This is a genomic window from Leptolyngbya sp. CALU 1928 (assembly GCF_056784215.1).
On sequence record NZ_JBXBCE010000001.1, the window covers coordinates 2,283,943 to 2,297,122 of the forward strand.

Annotated in this window: 12 protein-coding genes and 1 tRNA gene; 6 read left to right on the forward strand and 7 right to left on the reverse strand. The window is 49.2% G+C overall.

The features are described from left to right. Positions 1-72: 72 nt before the first annotated feature. The 6 genes from AC1S5B_RS10595 to murA all read right to left on the reverse strand — a co-directional run bounded on the left by AC1S5B_RS10595 (position 73) and on the right by murA (position 6,751). Positions 73-678 (reverse strand): DUF3318 domain-containing protein, encoded by a 606-nt coding sequence (locus tag AC1S5B_RS10595; protein ID WP_482035643.1) that lies wholly within the window; start codon positions 676-678, stop codon positions 73-75. Positions 679-1,001: 323 nt separating this feature from the next. Continuing rightward, positions 1,002-1,691 carry a hypothetical protein gene (locus tag AC1S5B_RS10600; protein ID WP_482035644.1) on the reverse strand — a complete coding sequence of 230 codons (690 nt, stop codon included), beginning with the start codon at positions 1,689-1,691 and terminating at the stop codon, positions 1,002-1,004. A 258-nt stretch (positions 1,692-1,949) separates the two neighbouring features. Beyond that, positions 1,950-2,357: a hypothetical protein gene (locus AC1S5B_RS10605; protein WP_482035645.1), complete on the reverse strand. Its 408-nt coding sequence runs from the start codon at positions 2,355-2,357 to the stop codon at positions 1,950-1,952. A gap of 112 nt (positions 2,358-2,469) precedes the next feature. Then, positions 2,470-4,113: an ArnT family glycosyltransferase gene (locus AC1S5B_RS10610; RefSeq protein ID WP_482035646.1), complete on the reverse strand. Its 1,644-nt coding sequence runs from the start codon at positions 4,111-4,113 to the stop codon at positions 2,470-2,472. A gap of 43 nt (positions 4,114-4,156) precedes the next feature. Then, positions 4,157-5,047, reverse strand: a complete 891-nt coding sequence (locus AC1S5B_RS10615; RefSeq protein ID WP_482035647.1) for a M48 family metallopeptidase — start codon at positions 5,045-5,047, stop codon at positions 4,157-4,159. Positions 5,048-5,251: 204 nt separating this feature from the next. Continuing rightward, positions 5,252-6,751, reverse strand: coding sequence for a UDP-N-acetylglucosamine 1-carboxyvinyltransferase (gene murA / locus AC1S5B_RS10620; protein WP_482035648.1), 1,500 nt, complete (start codon positions 6,749-6,751; stop codon positions 5,252-5,254). A 99-nt stretch (positions 6,752-6,850) separates the two neighbouring features. Between murA and AC1S5B_RS10625 the strand changes: the two genes are divergently transcribed. Beyond that, positions 6,851-6,934, forward strand: a tRNA-Leu gene (locus tag AC1S5B_RS10625). 125 nt (positions 6,935-7,059) lie between these two features. Next, positions 7,060-7,839, forward strand: a complete 780-nt coding sequence (locus AC1S5B_RS10630; protein ID WP_482035649.1) for a TrmH family RNA methyltransferase — start codon at positions 7,060-7,062, stop codon at positions 7,837-7,839. A 46-nt stretch (positions 7,840-7,885) separates the two neighbouring features. Here the strand turns inward: AC1S5B_RS10630 and AC1S5B_RS10635 are convergent, their stop codons facing one another. Continuing rightward, positions 7,886-8,149, reverse strand: coding sequence for a hypothetical protein (locus AC1S5B_RS10635; protein WP_482035650.1), 264 nt, complete (start codon positions 8,147-8,149; stop codon positions 7,886-7,888). Between the two features lie 249 nt (positions 8,150-8,398). Between AC1S5B_RS10635 and lpdA the strand changes: the two genes are divergently transcribed. The 4 genes from lpdA (at position 8,399) to AC1S5B_RS10655 (ending at position 12,859) form a co-directional block, all read left to right on the forward strand. Then, the gene (gene lpdA, locus AC1S5B_RS10640; RefSeq protein ID WP_482035651.1) at positions 8,399-9,832 is read left to right on the forward strand and encodes a dihydrolipoyl dehydrogenase; all 1,434 of its coding nucleotides are present in this window, start codon (positions 8,399-8,401) and stop codon (positions 9,830-9,832) included. 179 nt (positions 9,833-10,011) lie between these two features. Beyond that, positions 10,012-10,929: an indole-3-glycerol phosphate synthase TrpC gene (gene trpC / locus AC1S5B_RS10645; protein ID WP_482035652.1), complete on the forward strand. Its 918-nt coding sequence runs from the start codon at positions 10,012-10,014 to the stop codon at positions 10,927-10,929. Between the two features lie 96 nt (positions 10,930-11,025). Then, positions 11,026-11,298, forward strand: coding sequence for a DUF5340 domain-containing protein (locus tag AC1S5B_RS10650; protein WP_482035653.1), 273 nt, complete (start codon positions 11,026-11,028; stop codon positions 11,296-11,298). Between the two features lie 133 nt (positions 11,299-11,431). Continuing rightward, positions 11,432-12,859 (forward strand): hypothetical protein, encoded by a 1,428-nt coding sequence (locus AC1S5B_RS10655; protein WP_482035654.1) that lies wholly within the window; start codon positions 11,432-11,434, stop codon positions 12,857-12,859. Positions 12,860-13,180: the final 321 nt, after the last annotated feature.

Here is a 13,180-nt window from a genome sequence, read left to right on the forward strand (position 1 = left end):
GTTCTGGCTAGATAGCATTTTTGGAAGGAGGCAACTGAGCCTCCTTTTTATCTTGGGATGATTCTGTTGAGGCTAATTCTTGCGGAGATTTGCCGGAATGCCAACGGGAGACAGTTGAGCGATCGCCCGCAAATTTTGGCTCCGCAATAAATCACTAAAGGTAAGGTTACGTCCCTCAATTTGGGCGACGGTTTCAATGGCAGAGAGTAATGCCTGTGCTGCCTCTGGTTCGGTGTAGCCTCGGCGTTGGGCCACTTGAATTGCAGCTTCATCCGCGTCCAGTTCTTTTTGAGTGCTGTGATTTTCGCGCCAAATCTGTGTTCCCGCGATCGCGCTCAACCCCCCCGCTACAACCATACCCACTGCGTCTGCTTGCACCGCTTGCACCGCAACGCCCACGACTCCTGCCAAGCCCCCTGCTTGATACCAATTGGGGCGAAACCACTTGATGCCAGTCATCCAACTCACAGTACGCAGCACGAGTAGATCACATTCAGGACGAGATAATTGGCTGAGCAGATCAAAGTTTATCCAAATGGGACGAGTCGTCATCCAAGGCATAGGAAAAGGATGATCAATCACTTGCCGTTGCTCTGGCTTACTTACCAACTTGGTCATCATGCGACCAGAGGCTGGCAGCAAATCCATTAAGCGATAAATCTCTGAATCTAAATACATGGGGAGGAAGGTGTTGGATTTCAGGTTTCGGGTTTCAGGTTTCGGGTTTCAGGTATTGGAGAGAAGGTGAAAGGCTCAGAGAGAATTTCTGATGCTCATATCGTTGAGGCACCAGTATTGTTGAGGCACCAGCCTCAAGACTCGATCCTAAGAAATAGAGCTAAGGCAGATGTTGAATGGTGGTCAAACAAATATATTCGCCTATTCGCCAAATCTATCACCTAAACCCTGAACCCTGATACCTATTTCCTCCCCTGAAACTTGATTTATTTTCCTGCAACCTGAAACCTAATACCTGAAACCTATTTCCCGAAACCTATTTCCTAAAGTGGCTCAAGACTATTGGCAAGGGCAGAAACTGCACCTGGCACTCGATCGGCTCCGGTTTTAGTCGCAGCAATCAATAGCAACAAAATATATTTGGAAGATGGGCGAACCAAAATTACGCCGCTCATGGGCTGGGTGGTGCCGCCTAGGGTGAGGGTGCCTGACCAATTCATCACTGATCCCCCGCCCTCTTCGAGTTGGGCAGGAGCAGGTTGGAATCCTTCGCCTCGTTGAAAGGCAGCGATCGCAATTTTGGCAAGGCTATCGCTGTTGTCATAGCCCGCGTTTAGCCCAATTGGATTACCCAACGGTTGGGATTGAGGCACAACGACATACGCTAAATTACTATCCACTGATTCAACTAGCACCGAGCCAGCTAGCGGACTAATTTTGTAATCTTGCAAAATGCCAACCCGAAAGCGTCCACCAGGATCTTGATAGATGCTGCCCATGGGCAAGGGGGGCGCAGTTGAGGCAGGAGGCGCAAATGATGCAGAGGACGGATTGACTGGAATAGCAGGCAGAGGGCTAGGAAGTGTAGTTGGAGTAGGATTGGCAGGCTGAGCGATCGCACTACCCCCTTGAAAGGCACTTTCAGATGATTGGTGTTGATGATAGCCGCTGAATGTGAAGGCGATCGCGCTGAGGATGCCTAAACTCACTAACCACAGTCGCTTTCGGTTCATAGTATTGAAAACTCAAGAAATATTTTTCCAGACTATTTTACAAACACCTAGAAATTACTTTTTGGTATCGTCGGCTTGTACTGTGAAACTTGTAGGAATGTGAAACTTGTAGGAACGTCTCTCATCTTGCCCCATATTACAGCGCGAATAGGCACAAGGCATTCCTACAGCCAGAAATATCCAGAAATATCCAGTTGCATTCAACAGTGTTTTCAAAGAGTGCTTCCCAAGAAAAGAGTGCTTCCCAAGAAACGACCCTTACGATCGCACCGCACCGTTGTAGTCAACTGTTACTTGCCAAGTACTGCCGTCTACCGTGACGATGGTTTCCGTAGTGGGTGTTACAAAGCCTGGTGCGCCGCCTTTGATGGTAAATGTCCAACTGCCGTTGCCATTATCGATGCAAACCGCATCAGACAATCTGCCATGCATTGAAGCATCAGTACGATATTCGGCTAATCCACCGTTAGCCGCTTCTGCCGCCTGCCGAGCTAAATTTCGAGCGCGTCCCAAGTCATTGATTTTAGCGATCGCTCCATCTCCACTGGCGATCGCCTTGCCAGCGCAATCAGAAAAAGTGGTTTGAGCCAATATCGACGGCTGAATTAAGGCAAGACTGCTTAACGCAATACTCGCAGAAGCAATGAACCGAAAAGTGTTGTTCATTTTTAACCAATCCTTATGAAATCAGGTGAAAATAATTGACGATACCCCTATTGGGTACTCTAATTTTGAGTTTTGGGTTCTGCTTTCTTCACTTTACCCGATCGCTCCTTCTTCACCTATCGCCTCGCAGCATCGCCGGTTTTTCGCTGTCGATGCCGTAGAGCCTAGGATAGGGTTTTAACAGGTTTTTGCCTTGATAGACCTGAAATACCTCCACGATCGCGCCGCCGCGCCAAATAGGAATTTCTCCAATTGGTTCAAAGCTTTGAAAATAGCCTGCATATTGAGTGGCGTTGGACTGACTTTTGGGGGTGAGGTACAGTCCATTTTTACTAACCCATTCTGCCGCCGTTGACCAAAACGCAAACCCCCGCAAGTCATCGTTAAAGCAGATAATTGGCGGAGGGCTGAGTGGTGCCAGTGCCATGCCCACATACCCTGCCATAAAAATATCATTCGCAAAAACGAAATCAGCTTGCTTGAGCGCACGGGTCAAACTAGCCGATTCTTCAAATCCCCGTCTAACCTGCTGAATATCTACCAGTTGCACTGAACCATCGACGTTTGCGGGAATCAATCCACCGAAAACAGCATAAGTACTTGGCTTTTGTAAGGTGCCCAAGGTCAGATGGGAGAGGGCGATCGCCAGCAATACACTAATGATCACCGCTGAACTCCACAGCCATCGCCGCACTCCACGGGGCGACCAACTTGCAGCGCGATCGCCTAACAGCAGCGTTATTCCCCAAAAACCTGGCATTGCCCAAGTCGGCAAAATTGGACGATAGCCCCCCATCAGCGTAAAGCTAAGAATAATGGGCAAGGAAATCCAAAGGATAAGGCGAGGGGCAAAAGGCGATCCCGTAGCGTCTCCATAAGATTTAAGACAAGAGGAACGGAAGGTTTTTTGGCTGCTGCGCCATTGATCCCAGGTTGTTTTTAAGCTAACCCACCAGAGCGGAAAGCCAAAGCTAGGAAAGAGATAGCCAATACCAATGAGCAGGGTGCCAGCGAGTTCCAATAGGCTGTAGCTGCGATCAGGGATGGCTCTACCAGATTGATAGCGTAGGGAAATCCAGTTGTGCTGGAGGTTCCAGATAATAATGGGAGAAATTGTCAGACTAAATAACGCCAGTGCTGCCAGCATCCAGGGAGATTTGAAAGCGGTGCGATGCTGACGACTGGTCAGGCAAAATCCGACTAAGCCCAATCCTAAAGCGACTCCGTGATATTTACTAAGACATGCCAGCCCGACTACAAGCCCGATCGCGGCAAGTCGCCAGCTTGGATGATAACTCGGTCGGCGAAAAAACTCTTCGACAGACAGCAAAAGAGCAGCAGACCAGAAAAAAATTAATGGGCTATCCGGTAAAGTTAATACGCCAAAACCAATAAAAAAGATAGGAATGAGCGACGCGATCGCCACCGTTAAAACTGCCGCTTTTTGAGAAAATAAGCGCACACTCGTGAGGGAGAGCAGAACCAAGGCTCCGGTATAAAGCAAGAGGGAGCCGATGCGAATCGTGAATTGGGATACCTGCCCGGTGAGCCAAGGTCCAAAACCCGTGGATAGCCCCACCATCAACGGATGATCAAAATAGCTCCAGTCTGGATGCTGCGTGTAGAGATAGTAGTAAGCTTCGTCAAAACCGGGGGGCAGCCACACTGCGATCGCGCTTCGTACCAGTAAGCCCCCCATTAACAACCAGGCGATCGGGTACGCCTCAAACCCCCACCCCTTGACAAATTTCCCCATTCAGCGTCCTTCGGTTGCAGTCATCCCTGGCTGATTGAACTCCTTACCAGTTGCGCCAGCCACCTTTCGCTTGAGCCTGTTCACTCGACTGTTGACTCGATTGAGCCGGGCGATTGTGCAGCAGTGATTGATAGGTTTGGCTGCTGCCCCAGCGATCAATTTCTCGCGCCCTCAACACGGGCACTGGATGACTTAGTTGAGCGGTCATTGACTGCTTCAGCAGTTCGCCCAGTTGATCCTTGCTGATATCGTCGTAGGCTCGTGCTTGAGCCAGAAAAGCATCTAAATTAAGCTGACTCGCCAAGGTTGGAGAACCGCCTGCCAATTTCATCAGCACTGAAGCTACGACTCTGGGATTTTGGGTTGCCAATAGTGCGGCGCGATCGCAGCTAAACTCTGCACAGCGAACCCACTCCATCATCTGAGCTTGCAAGCTCTGGGCAACTGCCGCGCCAGCGCCCCAAGGAAGCTGACCCGCCGCAAGAACCAAGATATTTGCCAGAGTCAAATACACACCATGCTCACACTTGAGATGTCCCAATTCGTGGGCAATCACCGCCTGCACTTCTTCGGGTGTTAGCAAATCGATCAACGACGTATGCACCACAATAAACGGTTGTTCACCGCGCATAGCAAAGGTGTATGCATTTGGCGCGGGATGTTGCCGTACATAAAGCTGCGGCGGCTCCAGATCCAAGATCTTGCAAGCATCTAACAGCAAATTGTGTAAGTCAGGCAACTGCTGCTCACTGACCAAAATGCTGGAAGCAATATTTTCTAAGTAAAAAAACTGCCCCGCCAATGGACCGAGCAAATTACGCACAATCCCATCTAAACCGGGCATCTGCTTGAGGTTTGCCGTAGCCTCTAGATCGAGCGGGTGGCGGAAGTGATCGGCACGTAGACCCAGTAGAGGAGTTTTGAAAAAAGCCATGAAGAATGCCAGAAACAGTACAAGCTAGCTCGTGAAACCAAAGGGGGGCGATCGTGCTCTGTGCGACGTTGCGTGCTTCCCAAGGGGAATACTCGTTCGCCTCCGTTACTGTCAGTATAACGAGCGTGAAGGACGGTGATGGCATGAATGCACAAAATGGGTGGAGCGCCTGGGTTCCACCCATAACGAATCTAATCTACTTTCCTATCCAGGCTGATTCAATATCGATGGCTCAGAGGGCACTGTCACCGTGTCATCCGATCGCTCATCTAGTTTGATATCTGACTTAACTCGATGCATCCGAGCGCCCAGTTTTTGCAGCTTAGCCTCTAATTGCTCATAGCCCCGATCCAAGTGATGCAAGCCTTGAATAGTGGTTTTGCCGTTTGCTGCCAATCCCGCCAGCACAAGGGCTGCCGAGGCTCGAAGATCGGTCGCTACTACAGGGGCACCCGACAGCATCGGAACCCCCCGAATAATGGCATGATTTCCCTTAATCCGGATATCTGCCCCCATACGGCTTAATTCCGGCACATGACCCATACGATTTTCAAACACCGTTTCTGAAATGATGCTGTCTCCTTCACTCAGCGTCAACAGTGCCATGAACTGCGCCTGCATGTCAGTTGGGAAACCAGGATAGGGCAATGTCTCGATATCAGTTGGGAGAATATTCTGGGAAGGAATCACACGAACGCTGTGGGTGCCTTCATTGACGACCTGCACGCCGATCGCCTGAAGTTTGGCAATCACCGCCGTCAAATGGTCGGGAATCACGGGAGACACCAAAATTTCAGAACGAGTGATTGCACCAGCCACTAAAAAAGTACCTGCTTCAACCCGATCTGGAATGATGCTGTAGTCGGCGGTGTGTAATCGAGACACGCCAGAAATTGTGATGGTATTGGTGCCAGCCCCGCGAATTTTTGCCCCCATCGCTCGACAGAAGTTGGCTAAATCGATCACTTCAGGTTCTTGGGCAGCGTTTTCAATCGTAGTTTCTCCATCTGCCAACGTTGCCGCCATCATCAACGTTTCCGTTGCGCCGACGCTGGGATAGTCGAGATAGATCTTGGCTCCTTTTAACCGCTTGTTTACCCCTTTGACATAGGCATAAACAATGCCGTGATCAATCTGTACCTCTGCTCCCAAGGCTTGCAAACCCCGAACATGTAAATCAACGGGTCTGGCACCGATCGCGCAGCCGCCGGGTAAAGGAATCCGGGCAACTCCCAAACGGGCAAGCAATGGACCAATTACAAAAAAGCTGGCACGTAGCTGACTGACCAATTCATAGGGCGCTTTCGATTGCCCAATCGTGGATGCGTTGATGATTAAGCGATCTCCCGATCGCTTCAGCTTGACCCCCAATGCCGCCAAAATCTCACTCATGCAAGATACATCAGCGAGAGAAGGCACGTTACGAAGGGAGCATTCATCCGAGCAAAGTACAGCACCTGCCATCAGCACCAGTGCCGAATTTTTAGCGCCGCTGACGGCAACCTGTCCACTGAGGGGCTGTCCACCCCAAATTTCTAGGATGGAAACGTTTTCTTCGGCAGGGGAATGAGCGTTGGGTTGGCTAGGAGAAAGTGTAATAGGTCTGTCCTCCGCGATTAACTGTGTGACAAATTCGGTCTTGATTCTACCGGAAACGTTCCAGATGTCCCAGTTTTTTTTCAGTTGATGATTTCTTATGAGCAATCGGTTTTTGTTGCTTGTCCAAAAGTTTACACGCTGAGTGATTGACAGATAGTTTTAATTACTAGATGATTGGAAGTCGCGGATTCATACGTGTTGTTAGCGGAACTGGCGGAATTGGTAGACGCGCTAGATTCAGGTTCTAGTGTCTGCAAAGACTTCCGGGTTCAAGTCCCGGGTTCCGCATTGATATAGAGTGTCTTGGGCAGCCTGATCGTTGCCCATTTTTGTTTATTAGTTTTCTTGAAGATAGATAACTATTTTCAATACATTTCTTAAAGTTAATACTAAATTTCAATCATTCTGGCTTCATGCTAACTAGCCTGCAAAATCCATTAGTGAAGCAGATACGGCAGTTACACCGGGCAAAAGAGCGGCGAGAACAGCAGCTTTTTCTCCTGGAAGGGACGCATTTGATCGAAGCGGCTTGCCTTGCCGATCGCCCTTTAGTGGTGGTTTGTCATACACCCGATTGGCAACTGCGCTATCCAGAACTGTGCCAGCAAATTGAACAGCGCGTCCAACGCTTGGAAGTCGTCAGTCCAGCGGTGCTACGGGCAATTGCTACCACAGTGGAGCCAGATGGAATCATTGCCACCGTCGAGCGATCGTCCAGTCCTACACCCATCTTTCAGCAGTTAGGGCTGGTGCTGGAAACGATTCAAGATCCGGGAAACTTAGGCACTATCATTCGGACGGCGGCAGCAGCGGGAGCCGATGGGCTATTGCTGAGTGACGATAGTGTTGATCTTGATCATCCCAAAGTGCTGCGTGCTTCTGCGGGGCAATGGTTCCGCCTGCCTATGGCAACTAGTCCCGATCTGCCAGCCGCGATCGCCCTTTATCGCCAGCAAGGGTTCCAAGTTGTTGCCACGCTGCCTACTGCTGAGCGCACCTATTGGGACGTAGATTTCTGCAAGCCTACTCTTCTCCTGCTCGGAAACGAGGGCGCAGGATTATCGCCCGATCTCGCTGCTCTCGCTGACGACAGCGTTCAGATTCCTTTAGCCGTTGGAGTGGAATCGTTAAATGTGGCGATCGCGACGGCTCTACTACTCTATGAAGCGAAACGACAACAGACGCTTGAATAGTACGGGGCACAGAGATCAGTCAGTTCTTTCTAGCACTCAGAAGTTTCTACAACGTTTCTTGGGACTGATTACGTTGGAGAAATTGCTCTAAGTCGGCGATCGCATCCTCAAAGTTACTCAAACTAAACTGGGTCATCGCTTGAGTGGATGGCTCAGAGGAATCCGGCATCGCTGAAGAATCTGGGAGCGGGAGTTGTTCCATCGACTCAGCCGACTTAAATTCCATAGGTTCAAACGTCTGCTCTAATTGTGCAAGCGACTCTTTGAATGCTTGTGCGGCGGCTTGGCGCTCAGGTGGCGGCTGTCCCATAGTTGTGGCTCCAAAGCGGTCTGAAGTATTGAAAGTCAGATTCACCCTTTTCCTGATCATGGCACCCGTCCTGCAAACTAAGTTAGGTTTAGGTTGCCCAATAATATCTCTATTCTCTGCAAACGTCCTGAGTGAACCTAAGCAGACAAAACTTAGATGAAGCGGCAAAATCCATCATATATAAAACGAATAGGGTTGTCTGATGGGTAACATCCAACGGAAAATACGGAGAATGAGCAGGAGAGAACCGTGAGCGAGACATTTGATTACGATTTGCTGATTATTGGAGCGGGTGTAGGTGGGCACGGGGCGGCTCTGCATGCTGTCAGTTGCGGGTTGAAAACTGCCATTGTAGAAGCAGGGGATATGGGCGGCACCTGCGTAAATCGGGGTTGTATCCCATCCAAAGCGTTACTAGCGGCTTCGGGCAAGGTACGCGAACTGCGCGATACGCACCATCTGGAATCGTTGGGAATTGGGCTGTCAAATGTAACGTTCGACCGAGCCACGATCGCAAACCACGCCAACACCATTGTTGCCAAACAGCGAGAAGCTCTGACTGGTAGCCTAAAACGCCTTGGGGTAGACATCATTCAAGGCTGGGGGCGAGTCACGGCAACTCAAAAAGTGACGGTTGCCACCCCTACCGGCGATCGCGTGGTTACCGCGAAAGATATCATTTTGGCGACTGGATCGGTGCCCTTCGTGCCGCCCGGTGTCGAAATTGATGGGAAAACCGTTTTTACCAGCGATGATGCAGTGCGGTTAGAATCCTTGCCGCCTTGGATCGCGATCGTCGGCAGTGGCTATATTGGTCTGGAATTTGCCGATGTTTACTCAGCGTTGGGCTGCGAAATCACCCTGATCGAAGCGCTAGATTATTTGATGCCAGGATTTGACCCAGACGTGGCAAAGCTAGCTCAGCGAGTGTTGATTACGCCACGAGATATTGAAACGAAGGTCGGCATGTTAGCAAAACGGGTGATTCCAGGGTCGCCCGTGGTGATTGAACTGGCGGATGCTAAAACGAAAGAAGTCGTAGAGATTTTGGAAGTAGATGCCTGTCTAATTGCCACAGGGCGCATTCCTCAAGCCAAAGACTTGGGACTGGAAGCAGTGGGCGTTGAACTCGATCGCCGTGGTTTTATCCCCATTGATGATTATTTGGCAGTGGTCAAAGAAGGGCAGACAGTGCCGCATCTTTGGGCGATCGGGGATGCCACGGGCAAAATGATGCTGGCGCATACTGCATCGGCTCAGGGAGTGGCAGTGGTTGAAACAATTTCTGGGCGACCTCGCATCGTGGATTATCACAGCATTCCAGCCGCTGCTTTCACCCATCCCGAAATTGGCTTTGTGGGCATGACAGAACCCGCTGCCCAAGAGAAAGCAGCGGCAGAAGGGTTTGAAGTAGGCGTAGCAAAAACATACTTCAAGGGGAATGCCAAGGCGATCGCGGAAGGAGAAACCGATGGGCTTGCCAAAGTGATTTTTCGGAAAGACACAGGCGAATTGTTAGGCGTTCACATTTTTGGACTCCATGCCTCGGATTTAATCCAGGAAGCCGCCAACGCGATCGCCGATCGCCAATCGGTTCACACCCTTGCCTTCTTGGTTCACGCCCATCCCACGCTTTCAGAAGTGCTAGATGAAGCCTATAAACGAGCCGTGGCAACACATTAGGCAGGTTGCAGGGGACAGGTGTCGGGGGACAGGGGCTAGGGGTCGGGATCTAGATTTCCGCCAACTTCATACCTCAAGGTAGGGTACGCTATCGAATAGCTTGTCGCCGCCTACAGACAGTGAAATCATTCCTTCCTTGTTTTCTCTTCCCTAACCCCTGAAACCCGAAACCTGATTCTATGCAAATTCGTCGTCGTCCTCCGAATCCTACTATTGCAGTAGAGTACTTACGCTATCAAATCAAAGCAGATGATGCTGCTCCACAAAATATCCTAGAGGAAATTGTTTGGCATAAAGAAACTGAGGTTGATCAGTTACGGGAGGCGGTGCCGCTTGTTGAGCTTCGCAAACGCCTGTTAACGGCTCCGCCTGTGCGAAATTTTTTGGCGGCGTTGCAACAATCAACTACCCAGCCTGCGGTGATTGCGGAAGTAAAAAAAGCGTCTCCTAGCAAAGGAGTGATACGAGAAGATTTTGACCCGGTGGCGATTGCCCAAGCCTATGAGCAAGGGGGCGCAACCTGCCTCTCTGTTTTAACCGACTCAAAATTCTTTCAGGGTAGCTTTGAATATCTAGCAGCAATTCGGGCAGCAACTAGCCTCCCCCTACTGTGCAAAGATTTTATCCTGTATCCCTATCAGATGTTCTATGCGCGGGTTCATGGAGCCGATGCCGTATTGTTCATTGCTGCCATCCTGTCAGATCAAGATCTGCCATACTTCATTAAGATCGCGCGATCTCTGGGGCTGACTGCCCTGATTGAAGTCCATACACAGGAGGAACTGGATCGAGTTCTAGCGTTGGAAGATGTGGATCTGATTGGCATCAATAATCGAAACTTGCAAGATTTCTCCGTTGACTTACAAACAACTTGCCTATTGCTATCGAAACAAAATCAGCAAATTTGCGATCGCCAGATTTTAGTAGTCAGTGAGTCGGGGATTTACACCGCTGCCGATTTGAACCAAGTCAGTCAAGCCGGAGGCAGTGCCGTTCTCATCGGTGAAGCATTGATGAAACAACCCGATCCAGGAATTGCGTTGGCTGAGTTATTGCGATCGCTTAAGGCTGGAACTGCTTCACCCAAAGTCGATTGATAGTCGTCTTAAAATAAGCACTAATATCTTAGATCTAGGTTTTTACATTCCTCACCGCCGTTTGATTTTTTAGTACCTCAGTAAGTCAAGTCACCCATGGAACCGATCCCTTTACCCTCTCATGTCCACTACGAACTACTTTTGCAATTGTTAGAACGGCAAACAATGGTGGCAGTGCAACAAAAACCCGGTCTTCATGACCAAGTGCAGCAGCTTATTATTACTATGCGTAAAGCGATTTCTCAGCAGAAACGGCTCGAAGAAGCCTGTGAACGCTATCAGCTACCGATTGACTATCGCTGGTCGTTGAACACACCCCCACAGAGCGAACGAGCATCCAAAGATTTTCTGAGCTTGCAACCAGAATAGTTTGAATGAATGCAGTAAAATGGCAGGATCTTAAATAAATAGGCTTATTTCTGTATGCCTGCCAAAATCGTGTTTCATCGCGATTTTTTGTGGCTATAACAAAAGGCTAATCAACGTCTTTGGGGGGTTCTAGGTGACCGAACCAACTTTAGATCGCAGGTATAGATCGCCGAAAGAGAGTGGCTGCCCAAGCATTGAGCCTCGGAGAGTTGCGATCGCGGCATCGCCTGTCTCTGAGCAGCTTCGGCTGGATTTTGGCGAAGTTTCACCGTCTAACACGCCCAAAATGGCGGAGTCTTTAGCACGTCCTCTTATCATCGAAGCTTCACCGTCAAGCGACACAATAGAGCAACGTGCTGTAGAACAAGTATCCCCACCGGATCAAGAAACTTTAAGAGATGAACTATCGAATCAAGAGACTGTCAAAGATAAATTACAGTCTTGGCAATCTCTGATAGACGAGCAGGTTGAACGCATTCATGATTTAGAGCAGGCGTTAGACCAATCGGTGTCCTCTGTGGCTGATCTACGGCTGCAACTGATTAATCAGCAGTTTCTTGAAGCGCAATTAGCGTCAACCGAAGAAATTGCTAATATTCAGCAGCAGGCAATTACTCAACTAAAGCAAAGATTAGCCTACCAGCAGCTAGCCTTGGAAGGCTATAAGAGTCAAACGGGCGGCGAAACTCAGTCGTTTCAAGACTTATTGATTTCGCTGGAAGATTTGGCAGAAGGGCAGCAAACCAATCTCAAGCGGTTGTGGCTGCAAATTCATAGCGATCGCGCCGAAACCCAAGCTCAACAGACCTATCTAGATAGGCTAACCGAATTACAAGCAAAGCCTTTAGATCAGCAAGGTCTAGACGTTTTTTCTCACTCGCTGGATGTAGATCTTGCTGACCCGACTATCTCACCGGAGCAACTGCAATCCACTCTTGTGGAACTGGGGCAGCATTTAGCGAAGCGGCAGGCAGCCATTGAACAGTTAGAAATGGAACTGCACCGTGCCCACATTGCCTTGCAAGAACAGCAGACAATGATTGACACCTTGCAGCAAACTCATACCACGAGGCATCTTGCCAGTGATAGCCCCTTAGACAAGGAACTGTTTACGGCGCAATGTAAAATTCAAGAATTAGAAATTCAACTCTCTAAACAAACGACCACTCAAGCCATGCTTCAGCATTTTTGTCAGGAGCTTGAGTACACTCGCGATTGCCACCAAGCCCGCATCACCGAATTGGAACAGCAGACCGCAGATATGCAGGAGCAAATCCTCAAGCAAGCTCAGCAGGCAAGCGAATATGAAACCGCCATTCAACATTGGAAGGATCGCTACCATAATAGCCACGACTATCTCAATCGCCTCAAAGAACTGATCGAGCAAGTGTTGCCGAATTCGTCAGCCGAATTATCAGAGATCTTAGCCATTATTCAAGCGGCAACCGCTGATGCGACTGAGATAGAGGGCGATCACTCTAATTCAGATTCTCTCAAAGGCTCCAAGATGGACATTCCTGATTTTCTACTGCGTCGCCATCGCTATCGAGTACGCTCCTAAACTTCTTGAAAGACGCGGTCGTAGAAACTCGCAGTTTGAAGTGTAATTTGATACTCTGATTTAGAAAAATTGGAGTATTTTTATCACAATGGCGCTGAAACGATGATTCACAGGTTTAGCCTCCGTGATGTTGCGTAATTTTCAGAAGAAGATTTCTGGAAGTTTATCTTAAATTAAAATAGTTGTTATGTAGTGTTGCTTTGAGGGAACTCTAGGCAAGTAATTTACACCCTTTCAAATTTGAAGCTTTGTGAAAACAAAAGCTCAATTTCCATAAAAGGTGTCCTAAAAAGCCAACCTGTCACCCTCCTAGAGGTGGAG

Coding starts and splice junctions, on each gene's coding strand:
- AC1S5B_RS10615 (WP_482035647.1), bottom strand. CDS start 5,047: ATGGCTTTTTTCAAAACTCCTCTACTGGGTCTACGTGCCGATCACTTC.
- AC1S5B_RS10605 (WP_482035645.1), bottom strand. CDS start 2,357: ATGAACAACACTTTTCGGTTCATTGCTTCTGCGAGTATTGCGTTAAGC.
- AC1S5B_RS10600 (WP_482035644.1), bottom strand. CDS start 1,691: ATGAACCGAAAGCGACTGTGGTTAGTGAGTTTAGGCATCCTCAGCGCG.
- AC1S5B_RS10595 (WP_482035643.1), bottom strand. CDS start 678: ATGTATTTAGATTCAGAGATTTATCGCTTAATGGATTTGCTGCCAGCC.
- trpC (WP_482035652.1), top strand. CDS start 10,012: ATGCAAATTCGTCGTCGTCCTCCGAATCCTACTATTGCAGTAGAGTAC.
- AC1S5B_RS10610 (WP_482035646.1), bottom strand. CDS start 4,113: ATGGGGAAATTTGTCAAGGGGTGGGGGTTTGAGGCGTACCCGATCGCC.
- AC1S5B_RS10650 (WP_482035653.1), top strand. CDS start 11,026: ATGGAACCGATCCCTTTACCCTCTCATGTCCACTACGAACTACTTTTG.
- AC1S5B_RS10630 (WP_482035649.1), top strand. CDS start 7,060: ATGCTAACTAGCCTGCAAAATCCATTAGTGAAGCAGATACGGCAGTTA.
- AC1S5B_RS10635 (WP_482035650.1), bottom strand. CDS start 8,149: ATGGGACAGCCGCCACCTGAGCGCCAAGCCGCCGCACAAGCATTCAAA.